Raw genomic sequence first — 17194 nt, forward strand, 5'->3', positions numbered from 1 at the left:
TCACTTAATTACCCTTAATATGAAGCCATTTTTTAAATATGCGAAGTATTGGTACCTTTTTCTGATCTGTATTGCAATTTGCATGGCAGTAGCGGTAGGCGTTATTTATTTTACCACACCTTATTACCAGGTAAATACAACACTGCTTTTGCAGGATGACAAAAAGGGCGACGGGATACTTAAGGAAAGCGCTTTCAGTGATCTTAACATGTTCCATACCACCAAAACCATCGAAAATGAGATCCAGGTATTGCGTTCCGTAAACCTGATGAAAAAAGTACTCAACCGGCTCTCCATTAGCAGCCAGGTATTTGTTGGAACAGGATTGTTGCAGAAAGAGGTTTATGGAAAAACTTCTCCGGTAGTGATTAAAGTGATGCGGGTTTCTCCGCAGGCCATGGGTAAACCTATAACACTGAAAATGCTTGATCAGAACCGTTTTGCACTTACGCTTCCAGATGAGGTTGTCAATAAAAATTATCATTTTGGAGATACCATTTCAAATGCGGGTTTTAGCATCAGCATTGCTAAAGGGCCGGCTTTCGTAAAAGGAGATAGGGAAGTGCATTTATCGCTGATCAATGTAGATGAATTAGCCAAATCGTACCGCGACAGAAAACTTGAAATTACCGAAATCGTTAAAGATGCAAATGTATTGCAGATCGGTGTGCTTGATAATATACCGGCACGTGGTATCGATATTCTTACCCAATTGGTAAAAGAATATAATTTAGAAGATATTGCCTTTAAAAACCAGATGGCACTTGCCACCATTGATTTTATCGATACCAGGCTGAGCTACCTGACCCAGGATTTGGGTACGGTTGAAAGAAATGTGCAACAGTATAAACAGCTTAACAGGGTAACCAACGTAGCGGCTGATGCACAATCAAACCTGCAACGGGCAGAAGATTATAAACAACAATTAGAAGCGATAAACGTACAGTTGGGCATACTCAATGCCGTTGATGTTTACTTGCGCAAAGCAGGAAGACTTCTTCCGATTGTACCTGGAACTGCAGGGCTGCAAGATGGATCGCTGCTTACCCTCATTAATAAATATAATGCCGCACAGGAAGAGTACCAGCAGTTGCTTACCGAAAATCTGCCGGGAAACCCCCTTGTTATCAATATCAAACAGAAACTTTCTGTAATCAGGGAGAACATTTCGGGAAATATTGCAAGCATCCGCACAAACCTGATGATTAACAGGCAAAGTCTGGTATCCAATTCGTCAAAATTTGAGGCAAGGATACAAACTGCGCCGGAGATTGAGCATGGTTTGCAACAACGCGACCGTGAGCAGAGTGTTAAGGTTAATCTTTTTCAATACCTGATCCAGAAACGCGAAGAAACAGCCCTTACACTGTCGGCAAATGTGCCGGATGCAAAGGTGATCGATCAGGCAAACTACGATAGCAGCCCAACCAAGCCCAAACGTCAGCTGATATTTTTATCTGCATTGCTATTTGGCTTTATTATTCCTGTATCCTTTATCTGGACCAAGGATAAGCTAAACAGCCGGGTGGATAATGTGGACGAAATTACGGATCAAACCAATGTAAGGATACTGGGTGAAGTATGCCATGCCAGGGGAAGCGGGGGATTGGCCATAAACGGAAAGCACAGGAACAACATCACTGAACTTTTTCGCTACATCCGGAGCAATCTTGGAAGCAATGTGCCCCATGGAAACAGTCAGGTGCTCATGGTTACCTCATCAGTGCAGGGTGAAGGCAAAACCTTTACCTGCATTAATCTGGCCGCTACGCTGGCCAATATTGATAAAAAGGTAGTACTGTTAGAATTCGACCTCCGTAAGCCTGACCTGATAAATAAAATGAAACTGGAGAAAGGTACCGGAATAAGCGATTATTTACATTCAGAGAATATGAAAGCCAGGGAAATTATCATTCCATCGGGAATTTCAGCTAATCTTTCTGTTATCGGCAGCGGACTGAGCAAGGTGGATGCAGGCAATGAAATGCTTAATCCGCGTATCGCCACGCTTTTTGAAGAACTCAGGGAGGAATTCGATTATGTGATTATCGATACCTCACCGATTGCCCTTGTTGCCGATGCTTTTAGTCTTGATATGCACAGTGATGCAACCATATATGTGGTGAGGTACAACTATACCCAAAAAAGCCACTTGAATATACTTGCTGACATTGAAAAGAACAATAAACTTAAAAATTTGATGGTGATCCTTAACGACGGAAAAACCGAGCATATTAAACATTACGGCTATGGCAGCCGCGATTACGCATAAGATAGCGTAAGCCAAAAATTAATTCTACCAAACAACATTTTCCCCTTAACATTTCTTTACCGTTTTCCATTGCCCACTTGGCCACTGTAACCGAGATAGCGAAGCTTTGTGCCTGGAGCAAAGGAAAATTACATATCTCAACAATAAAACAATGACAATGCTAAGTAACACACACAAACGCGATCTCCAGCAAAGAAGCTGGAAAGTGATTTACACCAGGCCAAGATGGGAAAAAAAAGTAGATACGCTGTTGCAGGCTTCCGGGGTGGAGTCTTATTGCCCTTTGAAGAAAGAATCGCATAAGTGGGCCGATAGAAATAAGATTGTACATCTGCCGATTTTCAGTTCCTACGTTTTTGTTTATTCCAATCCAAAAGAAGAATCGCTCATCAGGCAAACACTCGGGGTAATCAATTTTATCCATTTTGAAGGCCGGCCTGCTACCTTAACCGATGCGGAAATAAACAGGATAAGAGATTTTATTGCGCAGGAAAAAGACATTGAGATCATTAGTGTGAACCAGCTTTCGGCCGGAGACCGTGTAAGGATTAAAAGCGGTGCGCTGGAAAGCCTGTCGGGAAAAGTTTTACAAGTACAGGGCAAAAATGTACTCATGGTGCTCGATCATCTGGGTTGCGTGATCATCACAAAAGTTGCTGCCGAAAATACCATTCTTGCTTAATTCCGAATCATGAAAACACAGATAACAGACCTTCCTAAAATAGCCGTAATCGGCCTTGGCTACGTAGGCCTGCCGCTTGCAGTGGCTTTTTCTAAAAAATATAAGGTATTCGGATATGATACCAATCCCTCACGCATCGATGAAATCAAAAATGCGGTTGATCATACCAATGAGATCAGCACCGCAGAGCTGCAACAGGTACTAACGCAGGATTGTACCACATTGAAAGGGCTTTTTTGCACCAGCGATGTAGAACATATCAGAAACTGTACCAGGTACATTGTAACCGTACCCACGCCTGTTGATAAGAATAATAGTCCAGATTTAACCCCTTTGCTCAAAGCCAGCAAGGTTGTTGGCGGTGTGTTAAAAAAGGGGGATATCGTAATCTACGAATCTACCGTTTACCCGGGCGTTACAGAAGATGAATGTGTGCCGATACTGGAGCAGGAATCGGGATTGCGGTTTAATATTGATTTTTTTGCCGGGTATTCTCCCGAGCGCATCAACCCGGGCGATAAGGAACATACTGTTGTGCACATTAAAAAGGTAACTTCAGGATCTACACCAAAGGCCGCAACCATTATCGACGAGCTTTACGATTCTGTTATTCTTGCCGGTACCTTTAAGGCTTCCTCGATCAGGGTGGCAGAGGCCGCAAAAGTAATCGAAAATGCCCAAAGAGATATTAATATCGCTTTTGTAAACGAGCTCGCCAAGATATTTAATCTCCTCGGTATTGATACCGGAGATGTGTTGGAAGCCGCAGGAACCAAATGGAACTTCATGAAATTTAAGCCCGGCCTGGTAGGCGGCCATTGTATAGGAGTAGATCCTTATTATTTAGCGCAAAAGGCACAGGAAGTAGGTTATCACCCTGAAATTATTTTAGCAGGAAGGCGCCTTAACGATGGAATGGGCAGTTATGTTGCCGACGAACTGGTTAGGCTCATGTTGATGAAAGGGATTATTATCCTGAACAGCAAAGTGCTGATTTTGGGCTTCACTTTTAAAGAAAATTGTCCTGATGTACGCAATACCAAAGTGATTGATATTGTGAGGCGATTGGAGAGCTTTAAAATCAATGTTTGCATTCAAGATCCCTGGGCAGACCCACAACGGGTTCAAAAAGAATATGGCGTAGTTTGCCAGGATTCGGAATATCACGGGAAAAGATACGATGCCATTATACTGGCAGTAGCCCATGAGACTTTCAACGATATCGATCTTTTACCGCTACGCATGCCTCATACCATTGTTTACGACCTGAAATCTGTGCTTCCCAATGCATCAGTTTCAGCCAGGTTATAATTGTTACGCTCAAAAATACGATCATGTACGACAAATCATTTCACGGAATAAACGATCTTTCCGGATACAGCTTTCTGGTTACCGGTGGGGCCGGTTTTATCGGCTCTAACCTTGTAGAATACCTGCTTAAGTTTGGCGCCGGAAAAGTAAGGGTGCTTGATAATTTCTCAACAGGATTTACGGCGAATATAGAACCCTTTTTTATGCACCGAAATTTTGAGCTGGTGAGGGGCGACATCAGGGACAGGCAAGTTTGCCATAACGTTATGGAGGGAATAGACTATGTATTCCACGAGGCTGCTCTTGGTTCAGTTCCCAGGTCGATAGAAGATCCGTTTACCACCAATGAGGTGAATATTTCAGGATTTCTTAATGTGCTTATTGCTGCCCGGGATGCTGGCGTGAAAAGAATGGTTTATGCCGCTTCTTCCTCTACTTACGGCGACAGCGAAGCCCTTCCAAAAACTGAAGATGTGATCGGAAAACCATTATCCCCTTATGCGGTTACCAAATTTGTAAATGAACTGTATGCCGATGTTTTTTCTAAAATGTTTGGAATGGAGCTTATCGGCTTACGATACTTTAATGTTTTTGGACCCAGGCAGGCACCAGATGGCGCTTACGCTGCTGTAATCCCTAAGTTTATCAAATCGCTCATTCGGCTGCTACCTCCTGTCATCAATGGGGATGGATCGGTATCAAGAGATTTTACCTACGTCGAAAATATTGTTCAGATCAATATCAAATCGATCTTTACAGAAGATTCACTGGCCGTTAACCAAATATTCAATGCGGCCTGCGGACAAAGAATTACCCTGCTCGAACTGCTTGGTTATATTAAAAAGAGCCTTGCACTTCATAATCCCGAAATTTTGGATGTCGGCCTGCGCTACTTGCCGGTACGTAAAGGTGATATTGCCCATTCGCTTGCTTCAATTGAAAAAGCTGAAAAACTTTTGCACTACCGTCCAGCATTTTCGGTAGCGCAGGGAATTACCGAAGCCGTAAATTGGTACTATGCCGAAGAATGTGAAAACCGGGGAGTTCGGGAATGAAACCGAAACCCGAGCAAAAAGGAAGTGGCCTGCATGCGGTTAAATGGGCGCTGGTAGATAAGTTTGGTGCGCAGCTGGTGCTGTTGGTTAATATGCTGGTTTTGGCCAGGTTACTAAGTCCCGAAGATTTTGGCTTAGTAGGCATATTGTATATTTTTTTAAGTGTTGCAAGTGCATTGGTAGATAGTGGAATGGGGGAGGGCTTATCCGGAAACAGGATATGAGCGACCGTGATACCTCAACCTTTTTTTATTTTAATATGGCCATAGCACTATTGTGTTATCTGGCAATATTTATTGCAGCACCCTATATCGCAGCTTATTATCATCAGCCATCCTTATTGATGCTGGCCCGAATAATGGCTTTGGGGATCATCATCAATGCTTTTGGGTTGGTGCAACGGGTATTACTGATCAGGGCGCTTGCTTTTAAACTTGTTACCCGGGCTTCGCTCATCTCATCAGTTTTTAGTACAGTTTTTGCCCTGTTGTGTGCAGTAAATGGAATGGGTATTTTCAGCCTGGTGGTATTGCAGCTCAGTCAAAGTACGCTCAATACGTTTTTTCTATGTGTTTATGGAAAATGGGCACCAAAACTGATTTTCTCCATATCGGCCTTTAAAGAACTTTTCTCCTTTGGTTTTAGTTTGCTGCTCACTGCAATGCTCAATATTTTCTTTGCTAATATTTATCAGCCCATTATTGGCCGTTATTTTTCAATCGCTTATGCCGGGTTTTACTATCAGGCAAAACGACTTTACGAAGTGCCGGTACTTACCATATCGCAGGTAGTAGATTCAGTTACCTATCCAATTTTAGTGCGTTATCAACATGATCGGGCAGGCCTGGAAAGCCGTTATCGGAAAATAGTAACATTATTGGTTTTCAGTGCAACGCCCGTTGTGGTTATGATTTCTATATTTTCGAGGGATATTGTATGGACATTATTAGGCGAAAAGTGGCTTCCAAGCGCAAAACTGCTGGCCATCCTCAGTTTTTCAGGGATTTTCCAGATACTGGAAACCACCAGCGGAAGTTTACTTAAAGTAGAGGGCAGAACCAGGCTTATTTTCAGGTTAGAACTGCTTAAGAAAACCATTATACTCTTCAATATTATTCTTTTTTGTAGGTGGGGAATTGTAGCATTGATGTTTGGGATAGTGGCTAACTCAGTCATTTCTTTCGCCATCAACCAGTACTTCACCAGTATCAAAATTGTGAGTTACAAGAAAATGGCTACCATATTGATCAATGCATTTTTAATGGGGCTAATGGCTTTTCTGTTAAAAGAAATGATTTCGAATGTATATCTGGCAATGGTGATTGCTGGCAGTACCGCATTGCTTTTCTATTTGCTACTTGGTTATTTGCAGCGACTTCCCGAACAGATCATGGTGCTTGGCTTTCTCTCCGGAGGAAGGCGGTCGGTGGCTAAACCATAGCTTTAATTAATACTAATCCAGTTCACAATGCCAAAGAAAATATTGATCCTGCTTTTAGTAGTAGTTTACATTTACGCCCTAACTTTCGACATTTTCCTGAACAACTATTTCAAGTTTCCGGCGGTGGCTGTGGGCGTTGCAATTGCCCTTTTATTTCCTGCCAGGGGAGATTTACAATTTATCGGCATGCGGGAGCTGTGGCTGTTGTTCCTGGCCAATTTCTTTTACTATGTACTTGGTCAGGATCAGATTAAACCCCTGATGGTTAATCTGTTGATATTTATAGGTTGTGCACTGTATTTTAACTTTTTTGTGGGGAATAACCCCGGCAGGTTAAAAATGTCGGTAATTGTTTTCTTTTCCTGTTTGGCGCTTTCGGCTTTGGTGATGGGAGCAGATCATATTAATCCGCTTGCTACCATAATATGGCGGGAGAGGTTAATTGGAGGAGAAATTGTACAAAGCCCCTCCGGAATATGTACGAGTATATTTACTTTCGGTTACCAGGTAGCGGCACTTTCTACATTTGCTTTTCTATATACCCTTTTTAGCGGTAAATCATTTATTGTGGTGATGCTGGTACTTATGATGGCCATAGTCCCCATTTTTTACGGGATGCAACGCTCGGCGCTCATGGTATTTGCGATCGGTTCAGTACTGGCCATTGTATTTTATTTCCGAATGAAGTCCATACCCATTTTGGTTGGAGTAGCTGTATTGGGGCTGGTGTTCTTTTCTACCATTTCCAGATACAATGGTAATGCACAGGAGAATATTTTGAGCAAGGCACAACAAAATTCGGAAAGGGGAGAAGACAGATCAGGGCTGGTGACAGAAAATATTAAAATTTACAGCGATTATCCGCTCGGGCTTTTATTCTACAACAGGCAATGGTCTGATGTATCAAGGCATAATCCCATTTATCAGGGCGGTTTAACCTCGCACAATGCCTATCTGATGTTTATTACCTACTTAGGGCCATTGGTTGGTATCATTTTGTTACTGTCCATCTATTGGCGTGTAGGGAAAATATTTAAGTCGGTAATTGTCGACATCAGAAATCCTAAATCTGCTTTACAGGCGGCATTATGCTTCACCTTTTTGGCCATATCGCTCAACTCACTTTTTCATAATGCCTGGCTGGTTAATGCCAATGGGCCTACCGTATTCCTGTTTTTTTGCATCCTCCAGTTAAACGCCATCAACTCAAAAAAGAAAATATATGATCATCCTGAAAAAGAAAATATTGCCCTTTCTAAACCGAGAGGTCGTATGGTTCGGGCAGAAGCCTAAAACTGGTCAGTGTTTAACTACCGTATTTAGGCAAAGTTCGGTTAAAGGGGAACGCTTTGGTTACAAACGCGAAGATTTTTACACCAAACTCATCGATATTTCGGCTAGCGAGGATACCTTTTTTTCTCAGTTTGATAAAAATACCGCCTACGATATCCGCAGGGCAAGGAAAGATGGAATTCATACCGATATACACACACAGCTGGATGAGTTTATTATTTTTTACAATGACTTTGCCTTAACCAAAGGGCTGGAGCCTATCGGGTTAAGTTTATTGGAATATGGCAATAAACTCCTCATAACAAAAGCGGTATCTGAAGGAGAAATTTTGGTGATGCATGCCTACCTGCTTGATCGTTCAGAAGGCCGCGTCCGCCTGTTGTATTCGGCATCACCCTACCGGAAAGAGGAAATGGGTGGAACTAAACGCAGCTGGATAGGCCGGGCCAACCGCCTGCTGCACCTTGAGGATATGAAAACATTTAAAGCAATGGGCTTTTCGGTTTACGATATGGGAGGTTACGCCTTTGGCACAACCGACGACAGCCTCCAAAGGATCAATCTTTTTAAAGATGGTTTTGGCGGGCAAATGGTGGTAGAAAATGATTACTGGCCTTTGCTTATGCTTTTGGCCATCCGACTTCGGTTATTGCTCAAAAATCAGAAATCTACCATCGTTATTTCTAAAAATTAAGATAACATGCTTTTTAACTCCTTTCACTTTCTGCTCTTTTTTCCGATAGTTGCCGGGCTATATTTTATTATGCCCTACAAATACAGGTGGCTGTGGCTATTGTTAGCCAGTTGCTTTTTTTACATGTTTTTTAAGGCAGTTTATATTCTGATCCTGTTTTTTACCATCCTGATCGATTATTTTGCCGGCATCTATATTGAAAAAGCAAAGTTGCCGAAGACAAAAAAAAGGCTTCTATTGCTAAGCATCGTGGCCAATGTACTGGTCCTGGGTATATTTAAGTATTTTAATTTCCTTAACGATAGCGTTTCGGGGATATTAAGTTGGGCCGGTTACAGCAACCCGGTTCCGGCACTGGCTATACTCTTGCCAATTGGGCTCTCTTTTCACACCTTTCAGGCCATGAGTTATACCATTGAGGTGTATCGGGGTAACCAAAAGGCAGAGCAGAAATTTGGAATCTATGCTCTCTATGTTATGTTTTTTCCACAACTGGTGGCAGGGCCGATTGAAAGGCCGCAGAATATGTTGCACCAGTTTTATGAAAAACATCCCTTTAATCCTTACGATGCCAGTGAAGGACTTAAGCGGATTTTGATTGGTCTGTTTAAAAAAGTGGTGGTGGCAGACCGGCTGGCGATATATGTTAATGCCGTTTATGGTAATTACGAACACCATGGCAGCCTCAGCCTGATCATGGCGACTGTTTTCTTTTCCTTTCAGATTTATTGCGATTTCTCCGGTTATTCTGATATCGCAATCGGTACCGCAAGGATATTGGGTTTCAGGCTCATGGAAAATTTTGACAGGCCTTATTTTGCTAAGAGCATTAGTGAGTTTTGGAGCAAATGGCACATTTCACTTTCCTCCTGGTTTAGAGATTACCTCTATATCCCTATGGGCGGAAACCGTGTTTCGACGCTGAAATGGTACCGTAATCTCTTTGTTGTGTTTATGCTAAGCGGTCTTTGGCACGGTGCTAACTGGACTTTTATCGTTTGGGGCGCACTCCACGGTACTTACCTTATTTTAGAAATCGTGTTCAGGAAATTGCGAGGCCCTTTTCAAAAATGGAAGTTTTTAAGCATGCCCAAGTTAAGCGGGTTGCTGCAGGTAACATTTACTTTTCTGTTGGTTACGCTGGCCTGGATATTCTTCAGAGCCGATAATATTGCCCAGGCCTTAGGTATCCTTAAACGTATTTTCAGTTTTGAACCAGGTTTCTTTTTAGGTCAGCCAAATTATTTTTTCTACAGTATTTTGGCCATTTTATCCTTACTGTGTTACGAATTGAGACAGGAATTTCATTGGCAGGGTATAGCTGTTTCAGACCTCCGTTTTCCCTGGCGTTTGCTTACTTATGGTGCTTTGGTTTTTGCCATTATGCTGTTCGGCGTTTTTGATGGCAGCCAGTTCATCTACTTTCAGTTCTAAATCATTAAACAATGCGCAGACTTAATCCAACGCAGTATTTTTTCTTAAAATTTGGCATTTTTATAGCAGTCATTTTATTGGTCGACCAGTTAGGTGGGCGATTGCTCCATGCCTGTTTTATACGCGAAGTAACGGGCGAATATGCAATTGCAAATCATATTGTTTATCAGGCTAAAGAGGATTTACTCATCCTGGGAAGCTCGCGGGCAGCCCATCATTACAACCCTGAAATTTTAGGCCAGTCACTCACAATGAAATGTTACAATGGAGGCCGTGATGGGCAGGGAATGATTTATTACGAGGCCATGCTTGATCTGGCACTTGAACGACATACCCCGCGGTTGCTTATTTTGGATGTTAACAACAGGGATTTGGATAATGATCCTGAAAAGAAAGATAACCTATCCTGTTTATTGCCTTACCTCAGCACTTCAAATTCCGTAGATCGGTTTCTACTGCAAAAAAGTTCATTTGAACTCTTGAAAGCGTCAATGCAAACTTATAGATACAATGGACAGCTATTTTCTATTGTGCAGCATACCTTATTTTCTAAATTTTCGACTCCTGATATTGCAGGATACAGGCCGTTAACAGGAAGTATGAAGGAAGGGAGTTTACCCAAAAAAGCAAGGGCTGTACAAAAAGAAGAAATGGATGCTGAAAATATTCGCTCATTGGAGAACATTATCGTGAACTGCCGTAAAAACAACATCAGGTTATTTGTATTCATTTCCCCAAGATACTCGCTCGATCCAACTACCACAACCGTAAAAAAGGTGAGGGAAATTTGCAAACTTATGGGCATCGATTTTTCGGACTATACAAGTAACAGAGAATTTGCGCATTGGCAATATTTTGCAGATGCTTCCCATTTAAATAATAAGGGAGCCGATTTATATTCAAAAACCGTTGCTTCGCATATTTTAAAATCGGATGTCAAAGACTTTTTTAAATCGGCCAAACGATGAAAAAGAAAGTATTCTTTGTGGTCAGTTCGCTAGGTGCCGGAGGTTCGGAGCGTGTGTTCTGGTTGCTTTCCCAGGGATTTGATAAGACCCAATTTGAGGTTTTCATCGTGTATTTAGGTGGCGAAAAGGACATGTTTTCAACCGATCTGGAAAATGTAAGGGTAATTAACCTGATGACTTTTCGTGCTTCGCGGTCTTTCGGTAAACTCCTTGCTTTGATCAAAAAGGAACGGCCTTATGCCATCTTTTCGACGGGGGCGCACATCAATGTGCTGGTTGCAATGATATCCCTGTTTGTTAAAATTCCATTCCTGATTGCAAGAGAATCGAATGTTTACCGCGAAATGGCTCAGGTTAATAACGTAAAGCAGCGATTTTGGGTGCCCATGATCGAAATTTTTTATCGCCGGTTTAACAACATCGTATGTCAGTCGGCAGAAATCAGTTCCTCTTTTTTAAATACTTTTAGGCTTCCCCAAAGCAGCTTAATCATTATTCCCAATCCCGTAAAAGCATCGCTTCCCGGCATCAGCAGTATAAAAAGTGAGCTAAACGGGAAAAAGAAGATACTCATCGTGGCCAGGCTTGCTACCGAAAAAATGCACAGCCGTTTACTCAATATTTTTGCGGGGCTGCCAAACGATTTTCACCTGAGCATTGCCGGAGACGGACCTTGCAGGGCAGCAATTACCAAACAAATTAATGCGCTGGGCATTGCAGACCGTGTGTGTATGCTTGGAGAAATTGAGGATGTAGATAAGCTTTACCAAAATCACCAGCTCTGCCTGCTTACCTCAGTTACCGAAGGTTTCCCGAATGCACTGTTAGAGTCGATAGCCAATGGCACACCGGTAGTGGCCTTTAGGGTTGGGGGACTGTCTAACCTGGTGATAGAGGGATTTAATGGATATACCATCGATCAGCATGATGATGGCGCTTATGCCTTTCATGTTCAAAAAGCCTGTTCGCAGGTATGGGATCATCAGGCCATGATGGATGATGCCCAAAACCGGTTTTCTCTTAACAAAATTGCAAGCTGCTACCAATCATTAATCAGCTAAATCTTCTTCAAAAAATAAGCTAAAAAGGAATAAACTATGTGCGGAATATATGGAACTACCATGCCTGTTGGAGATGAAACGGTATTGGCCAAACTGGCCAGGGCCAGGTTCAGAGGTCCCGATGTCTCTGGTTTCGAGCGGAGCGAAGGCGTAGTGCTGGGGCATAACCGGCTGGCCATTATCGATATTGATCCACGTTCCAATCAGCCATTTTCGTATGGCTACCTCAAAATTGTTTTCAATGGTGAAATATACAATTATCGCGAACTGCGCAAAACGCTGATCGATTTAGGACATCATTTCCATACCACCTGCGATACCGAAGTAATCTGTGCGGCCTACATGGAGTATGGTGCAAACTGCGTTGATCATTTTAATGGGATGTTTGCTTTTGTAATACACGATATGCGCAAAGGGTTGCTCTTTGGTGCGAGGGATAGGTTAGGCAAAAAACCGCTTTACTATTACAAGGGTGAGGGCTTTGAATTTGCCAGTCAACCTTCCCAAATCAGCATGGATAAAGAACTAAGCATAAATCCTGATGCCGTAAGCGCTTACCTCCACTGGAGTTACATTCCCGATCAGTACTGCATCTTCAAAGGCATAGAAAAACTGAAAGCTGGCCATTGTTTTACTTACAACCTGCATAAGGGCATTCTGGTCGAAAGAAAATATTGGGATATGGATCAGCAATCAACTGGTATCTATTCTAAAAGTTATGCGGAGGCAAAGGAGGAGCTGGGATTGCTGATACAGGACGCCGTTCGGATCCGCCTTCACGCTGATGTACCGCTGGGTATTTTCCTTTCCGGTGGAATCGATTCCTCCCTGGTGGCCAGTTTAGCCGCAAAAGAAAATGCACTAACCAAGACATTTTGTATCCGTTTTGAAGATAAAAACCTTGATGAAAGCATACATGCAGAAAAGATTGCCCATTACTTAGGAACTGAGCACCAAACCATTACCTGTTTGCATTCTGACGGATTGGACATGCTTCAAAATTACGGGTGTTTTTTTGATGAACCCTTTGCAGATCCAAGCGCGATACCGCTAATGTTATTGGCAAAACACACTAAAAAACATGTAACAGTAGCACTTAGTGGAGATGGCGGAGACGAAGGTTTCTTGGGGTATGGCCGTTACGACTGGATGAAAAAAGCCGGCTGGGCCTATCAGCTCCCTTTAAGCATGCGTAGCACATTGTTTTCGCTGGCAAAACTTTCTCCAAATTATCGCCACCGCTTAATTGGTGCCGGCCTGGTTCAAAAGGATCTGGCTTCACTTTACGAAGGGCTGTGTACCGGGATGGATACATCCTGGCTGAGCGAAAAGCATTATCAAACAGATCAGCCTCACCGCTGGCTGCTGGAGCAGGATCAACAACCATTAATGCAGCGCTTATCCAATTATGATATCAAAACCTATCTCTGCGACGACATCAATACCAAAGTAGATCGGGCAACAATGGCTTATGCTTTAGAGGCACGTGCCCCGCTAATGGATTACAGGGTGATGGAGTTTGCCAACCAATTACCTGTACACTATAAAATGGGCGGTAGGTTTGGTAAAAAGCGCATCATAAAAGACCTGCTGTTCGACAGGCTGCCAGAAGATTTTTTTAAAAGACCCAAAGCAGGTTTTACACTGCCCATAAAATCGTGGCTCCAAAACGAGCTTAAAGAATATGTACTCGATCACCTGAGCCTTTCTTCCCTTAGTGATATTCCGGGGCTTGTGCCTACAAAAGTTAAAAAAATGATCGATCTGCACCTGGCTGGCAAGCATAACTACAGCAGCCAGATCTGGTCGGTACTGATGCTTAAAAGGTGGCTCGATAGCAACAAACTAACGCATAAAAAGATTTTAGTTAACCAAGAATGAGAAAATACTTAAATAAGCTCTTTTACTCTGACAAATGGAATATTGGTTATGTAAGCCAGTCTGCAGAGTGTTTTATCGAACAAAAGGGACTGAGCGAAAAGGTTACCTGGCTTAACGAAGTGAATGCCGACTATTCTGCCGATCCTTTCGCCATTTTACATCAATCGAAGGTATATATCTACTATGAAGAGTTAAAAACGATTCTGGGCAGGGGAAAGATAAACGTAATCAGCGGCTTCGATTTTTCGACCAAAAAAAGGGTAAAAGGTTTTGAACCTTATGATATCCACCTTTCTTACCCCTATATTTTTACCGATAAGGAAACCATTTACTGTATACCCGAAACAGCTACCGCAGAAGAAGTAGCCTTATATCAGGTAAATCCACAGCAAATGAATAAACTGACGAAACTTAGGCTGCTGGTTAAAGGAAAGCGGTTTGTAGACAGTTCCATTGTATTCCATGAGGGGCGGTTTTGGTTATTCACCAGTGTAAGCGGCATGCCAAATGTATTCTACATCTATCATGCGGCCACATTGGAAGATGAGTTTGTTCCTCATCAAAAAAATCCGATTGCCACCGACAATAAAAATTTTAGAAGTGCAGGCAATCTTTTTGTGGTGGGCAACAAGCTTTACCGACCTACTCAAAACATGGAAATTACCTATGGGGGCTCGGTCATGATCAATCAGATTACAGCGCTCAGTCCGGATCAGTTTGAAAGTGAAGATCTGTTTGAAGTAAAGCCAAAAGCACCATACGATAAAGGATTGCACAACATTAGCCTTTTGGCGGATACCATCGTTTTTGACGGCAAGCGGAGGTATTTTTCACCCACGGTGGTTTTCAACAAAGTGATCAAAAAGATCATGAACAGCCTGTAAGCACCCTCCTTTAAAAATCAATCATCCAAAAACCAAAACCAATAGATATGAAAATTTTAGTAACAGGGTGTGCCGGTTTTATCGGTTTCCACCTTACCCGAGAATTGCTGCAACTGGGCTACGAAGTTACCGGTATCGACAATATCAACGACTATTATGATGTTGGGCTCAAATACGACCGTTTGAGCGAACTCGGCATTAGCCGTGCAGATATAAGCTCAATTCCATTTTCTTCAAATTTAAAATACCCAAATCTAAAATTCTATAAAATGGACCTTGTTGATCAGCCTGCAATTTTTTCGCTTTTCGAAAACAGCGGCTTCGATCTGGTGTGCCATTTAGCGGCTCAGGCAGGGGTAAGGTACAGCATTGCCCAACCTCAGCGTTATATCGATTCCAACATACAGGGCTTTTTTAACATTTTGGAGGCCAGCAGAAAATCGGCCGTGCGCCACCTGGTTTACGCCAGTTCATCGAGTGTTTATGGCCTAGGAACCACATTGCCTTTTAGTACTGGAGAAAATACCGATCAGCCCGCTTCGCTGTATGCCGCAACCAAAAAATGTAACGAGCTGATGGCACATTCGTATAGCCACGTTTTTGGTCTGCCAACAACGGGTTTGAGGTTCTTTACCGTTTACGGTCCTTGGGGAAGACCAGATATGGCCATGTTTCTCTTTACCAAAGCCATTTCCGAACAAAAACCACTTCAGGTATTTAATCAGGGTAATATGAAACGAGATTTCACTTATGTAGACGATATTGTTGATGGAATAGTTAAAGTAATTGAAAAGGCAGCCAGAGGTATTGCTAGCACAGGGAAAACAGCCATTCCTTATCATGTTTATAATATTGGAAGAGGAAAATCGATTCCCTTAGAAGAATTTATTACCGAAATTGAAAAGCAATTGGGCGTAAAAGCAATGCGCGAATTGATGCCGATGCAGGCTGGCGATATTGCCGAAACCTGGTCGGATATAGATGAAATGAGAAATGATTTCCGTTACCAGCCACACGTAGATGTAGCCACCGGGGTGAAACATTTTGTGGATTGGTATTCGGTTTATTACGCCAAACAGAAAGCTCCGCAAGAGTTAAGCGTTTTAGATGAGCCTTTGAGCCAATGAAAACCAACATACTGGTACTTTCGCTCTCCGACCAGATGGGAGGGGCTGAACAGTGCCTCAGATTGATTGCTGCACAAACGAATGCGCAGATGCTCTTTTTACTGAGCGCGAAATCCAGTAAACTTTCAGAAATAGACCCCGAAAAGGCACAATACCTGAGTAAAAGCAGCCTGTTAATGGGTTTCATCAGGCTTCCGTTTGCCCTCTATCGTTATCGTAATTTCACACTTGTTAGTTCGCATGCTTACCTCAATGCGGTAATCGGGATAATGGGGCGTGTAGGTTATTTGAAAGGCGTACTCATTGTGAGAGAATCTACTTCAATATTTGAAAGATACAACGGCTTAAAAAAACGGCTTTATCTGTTGCTTTATAGATTAGGCTATCCGGCATTGGATCGGGTAATCTGCCAGAGCAATGCAATGGCCAGTCAACTGTTGGCCAACGCAACATACCTTGGCGAAAATGTGGTTAGGGTTGTTCCCAATCCTTTAAACCTTGATAAAGCCCTGGTGATGGCAGCAATTGAAAGTTCGCCGGTTGTGGGCCAATATATATGCGCTGCGGGTCGGCTCATTGCTATAAAAGGCTTCGATCTGTTGATTAAAGCGTTTTCGCGGTTATTGGTACAACATCCCGATTTACGCCTGGTTATTTTGGGTGCCGGACCGCTACATGCCGAACTCAATTTATTGATTAAAGAACTGGGGATAGACAAAAACGTGATGTTGATCGGTTACCAGGAAAATCCATATCCTTATTTCAAATCGGCACGGGTATGTGTTATCCCATCCATTATGGAGGGTTTTCCAAATGTATTGCTGCAAATGATGGCCGTAAACGATTCGGTAGTAAGCACACGCTGCGCTGGAGGTATTGAAGATATTCCAGGTATCATCAAGGTAAATCCCGGATCGGTAAATGAACTTTATGCAGGGTTGCAGGAGGCCATGTTGAATAAAAATCCTGAACGTTCGGCGATGGACGCCTTTCTGGCAGAACGTAACCCCGGCGCCTTTATCCATAACGTGTTCTCCGGACTGCCTTCAAATTAATTAAATACTGATCTCCCGGTTAGTATTCCCAATCAA

At 42.7% G+C, this 17194-nt stretch carries 15 protein-coding genes; all 15 read left to right on the forward strand.

Annotation, left to right across the window (positions count from 1 at the left end; all coding sequences use genetic code 11):
* The first annotated feature begins 19 nt into the window (after positions 1-19).
* The 15 genes from H9L23_RS09430 (at position 20) to H9L23_RS09500 (ending at position 17158) form a co-directional block, all read left to right on the forward strand.
* Positions 20-2272, forward strand: a complete 2253-nt coding sequence (locus tag H9L23_RS09430) for a GumC family protein (RefSeq protein WP_187594713.1) — start codon at positions 20-22, stop codon at positions 2270-2272.
* Between the two features lie 157 nt (positions 2273-2429).
* Positions 2430-2954, forward strand: coding sequence for a UpxY family transcription antiterminator (locus tag H9L23_RS09435; protein WP_246474898.1), 525 nt, complete (start codon positions 2430-2432; stop codon positions 2952-2954).
* Between the two features lie 9 nt (positions 2955-2963).
* The gene (locus tag H9L23_RS09440) at positions 2964-4265 is read left to right on the forward strand and encodes a nucleotide sugar dehydrogenase (RefSeq protein ID WP_187594715.1); all 1302 of its coding nucleotides are present in this window, start codon (positions 2964-2966) and stop codon (positions 4263-4265) included.
* A 23-nt stretch (positions 4266-4288) separates the two neighbouring features.
* Positions 4289-5320, forward strand: a complete 1032-nt coding sequence (locus H9L23_RS09445; RefSeq protein ID WP_187594716.1) for an SDR family oxidoreductase — start codon at positions 4289-4291, stop codon at positions 5318-5320.
* A complete protein-coding gene (locus H9L23_RS26865; protein WP_187594717.1) occupies positions 5317-5544 on the forward strand; it encodes an oligosaccharide flippase family protein in 228 nt (75 codons plus the stop codon). Before H9L23_RS09445 ends, H9L23_RS26865 begins: the two co-directional genes overlap by 4 nt.
* A gap of 35 nt (positions 5545-5579) precedes the next feature.
* A complete protein-coding gene (locus H9L23_RS09455; RefSeq protein WP_262892386.1) occupies positions 5580-6761 on the forward strand; it encodes an oligosaccharide flippase family protein in 1182 nt (393 codons plus the stop codon).
* A 27-nt stretch (positions 6762-6788) separates the two neighbouring features.
* On the forward strand, positions 6789-8054 hold the full coding sequence (locus tag H9L23_RS09460; RefSeq protein WP_187594719.1) for a hypothetical protein: 1266 nt from the start codon (positions 6789-6791) through the stop codon (positions 8052-8054).
* Entirely contained in the window at positions 7984-8748 is a 765-nt protein-coding gene (locus tag H9L23_RS09465) for a hypothetical protein (RefSeq protein ID WP_187594720.1), read from the forward strand. The genes H9L23_RS09460 and H9L23_RS09465 overlap by 71 nt, the downstream gene beginning before the upstream one ends.
* Positions 8749-8871: 123 nt before the next feature.
* Positions 8872-10182, forward strand: a complete 1311-nt coding sequence (locus H9L23_RS09470; protein ID WP_246474899.1) for an MBOAT family O-acyltransferase — start codon at positions 8872-8874, stop codon at positions 10180-10182.
* Positions 10183-10193: 11 nt separating this feature from the next.
* The gene (locus H9L23_RS09475; RefSeq protein ID WP_187594722.1) at positions 10194-11150 is read left to right on the forward strand and encodes a hypothetical protein; all 957 of its coding nucleotides are present in this window, start codon (positions 10194-10196) and stop codon (positions 11148-11150) included.
* Positions 11147-12211 carry a glycosyltransferase gene (locus H9L23_RS09480; protein WP_187594723.1) on the forward strand — a complete coding sequence of 355 codons (1065 nt, stop codon included), beginning with the start codon at positions 11147-11149 and terminating at the stop codon, positions 12209-12211. Before H9L23_RS09475 ends, H9L23_RS09480 begins: the two co-directional genes overlap by 4 nt.
* A gap of 36 nt (positions 12212-12247) precedes the next feature.
* Positions 12248-14092 carry an asparagine synthase (glutamine-hydrolyzing) gene (asnB, locus tag H9L23_RS09485; protein ID WP_187594724.1) on the forward strand — a complete coding sequence of 615 codons (1845 nt, stop codon included), beginning with the start codon at positions 12248-12250 and terminating at the stop codon, positions 14090-14092.
* On the forward strand, positions 14089-14976 hold the full coding sequence (locus H9L23_RS09490; RefSeq protein ID WP_187594725.1) for a glucosamine inositolphosphorylceramide transferase family protein: 888 nt from the start codon (positions 14089-14091) through the stop codon (positions 14974-14976). Before asnB ends, H9L23_RS09490 begins: the two co-directional genes overlap by 4 nt.
* A 47-nt stretch (positions 14977-15023) precedes the next feature.
* Positions 15024-16103 (forward strand): NAD-dependent epimerase/dehydratase family protein, encoded by a 1080-nt coding sequence (locus tag H9L23_RS09495; protein WP_187594726.1) that lies wholly within the window; start codon positions 15024-15026, stop codon positions 16101-16103.
* On the forward strand, positions 16100-17158 hold the full coding sequence (locus H9L23_RS09500; RefSeq protein WP_187594727.1) for a glycosyltransferase: 1059 nt from the start codon (positions 16100-16102) through the stop codon (positions 17156-17158). The genes H9L23_RS09495 and H9L23_RS09500 overlap by 4 nt, the downstream gene beginning before the upstream one ends.
* The last annotated feature ends 36 nt before the right edge of the window (positions 17159-17194 follow it).

This window comes from Pedobacter roseus, from assembly GCF_014395225.1.
Classification (GTDB): domain Bacteria; phylum Bacteroidota; class Bacteroidia; order Sphingobacteriales; family Sphingobacteriaceae; genus Pedobacter; species Pedobacter roseus.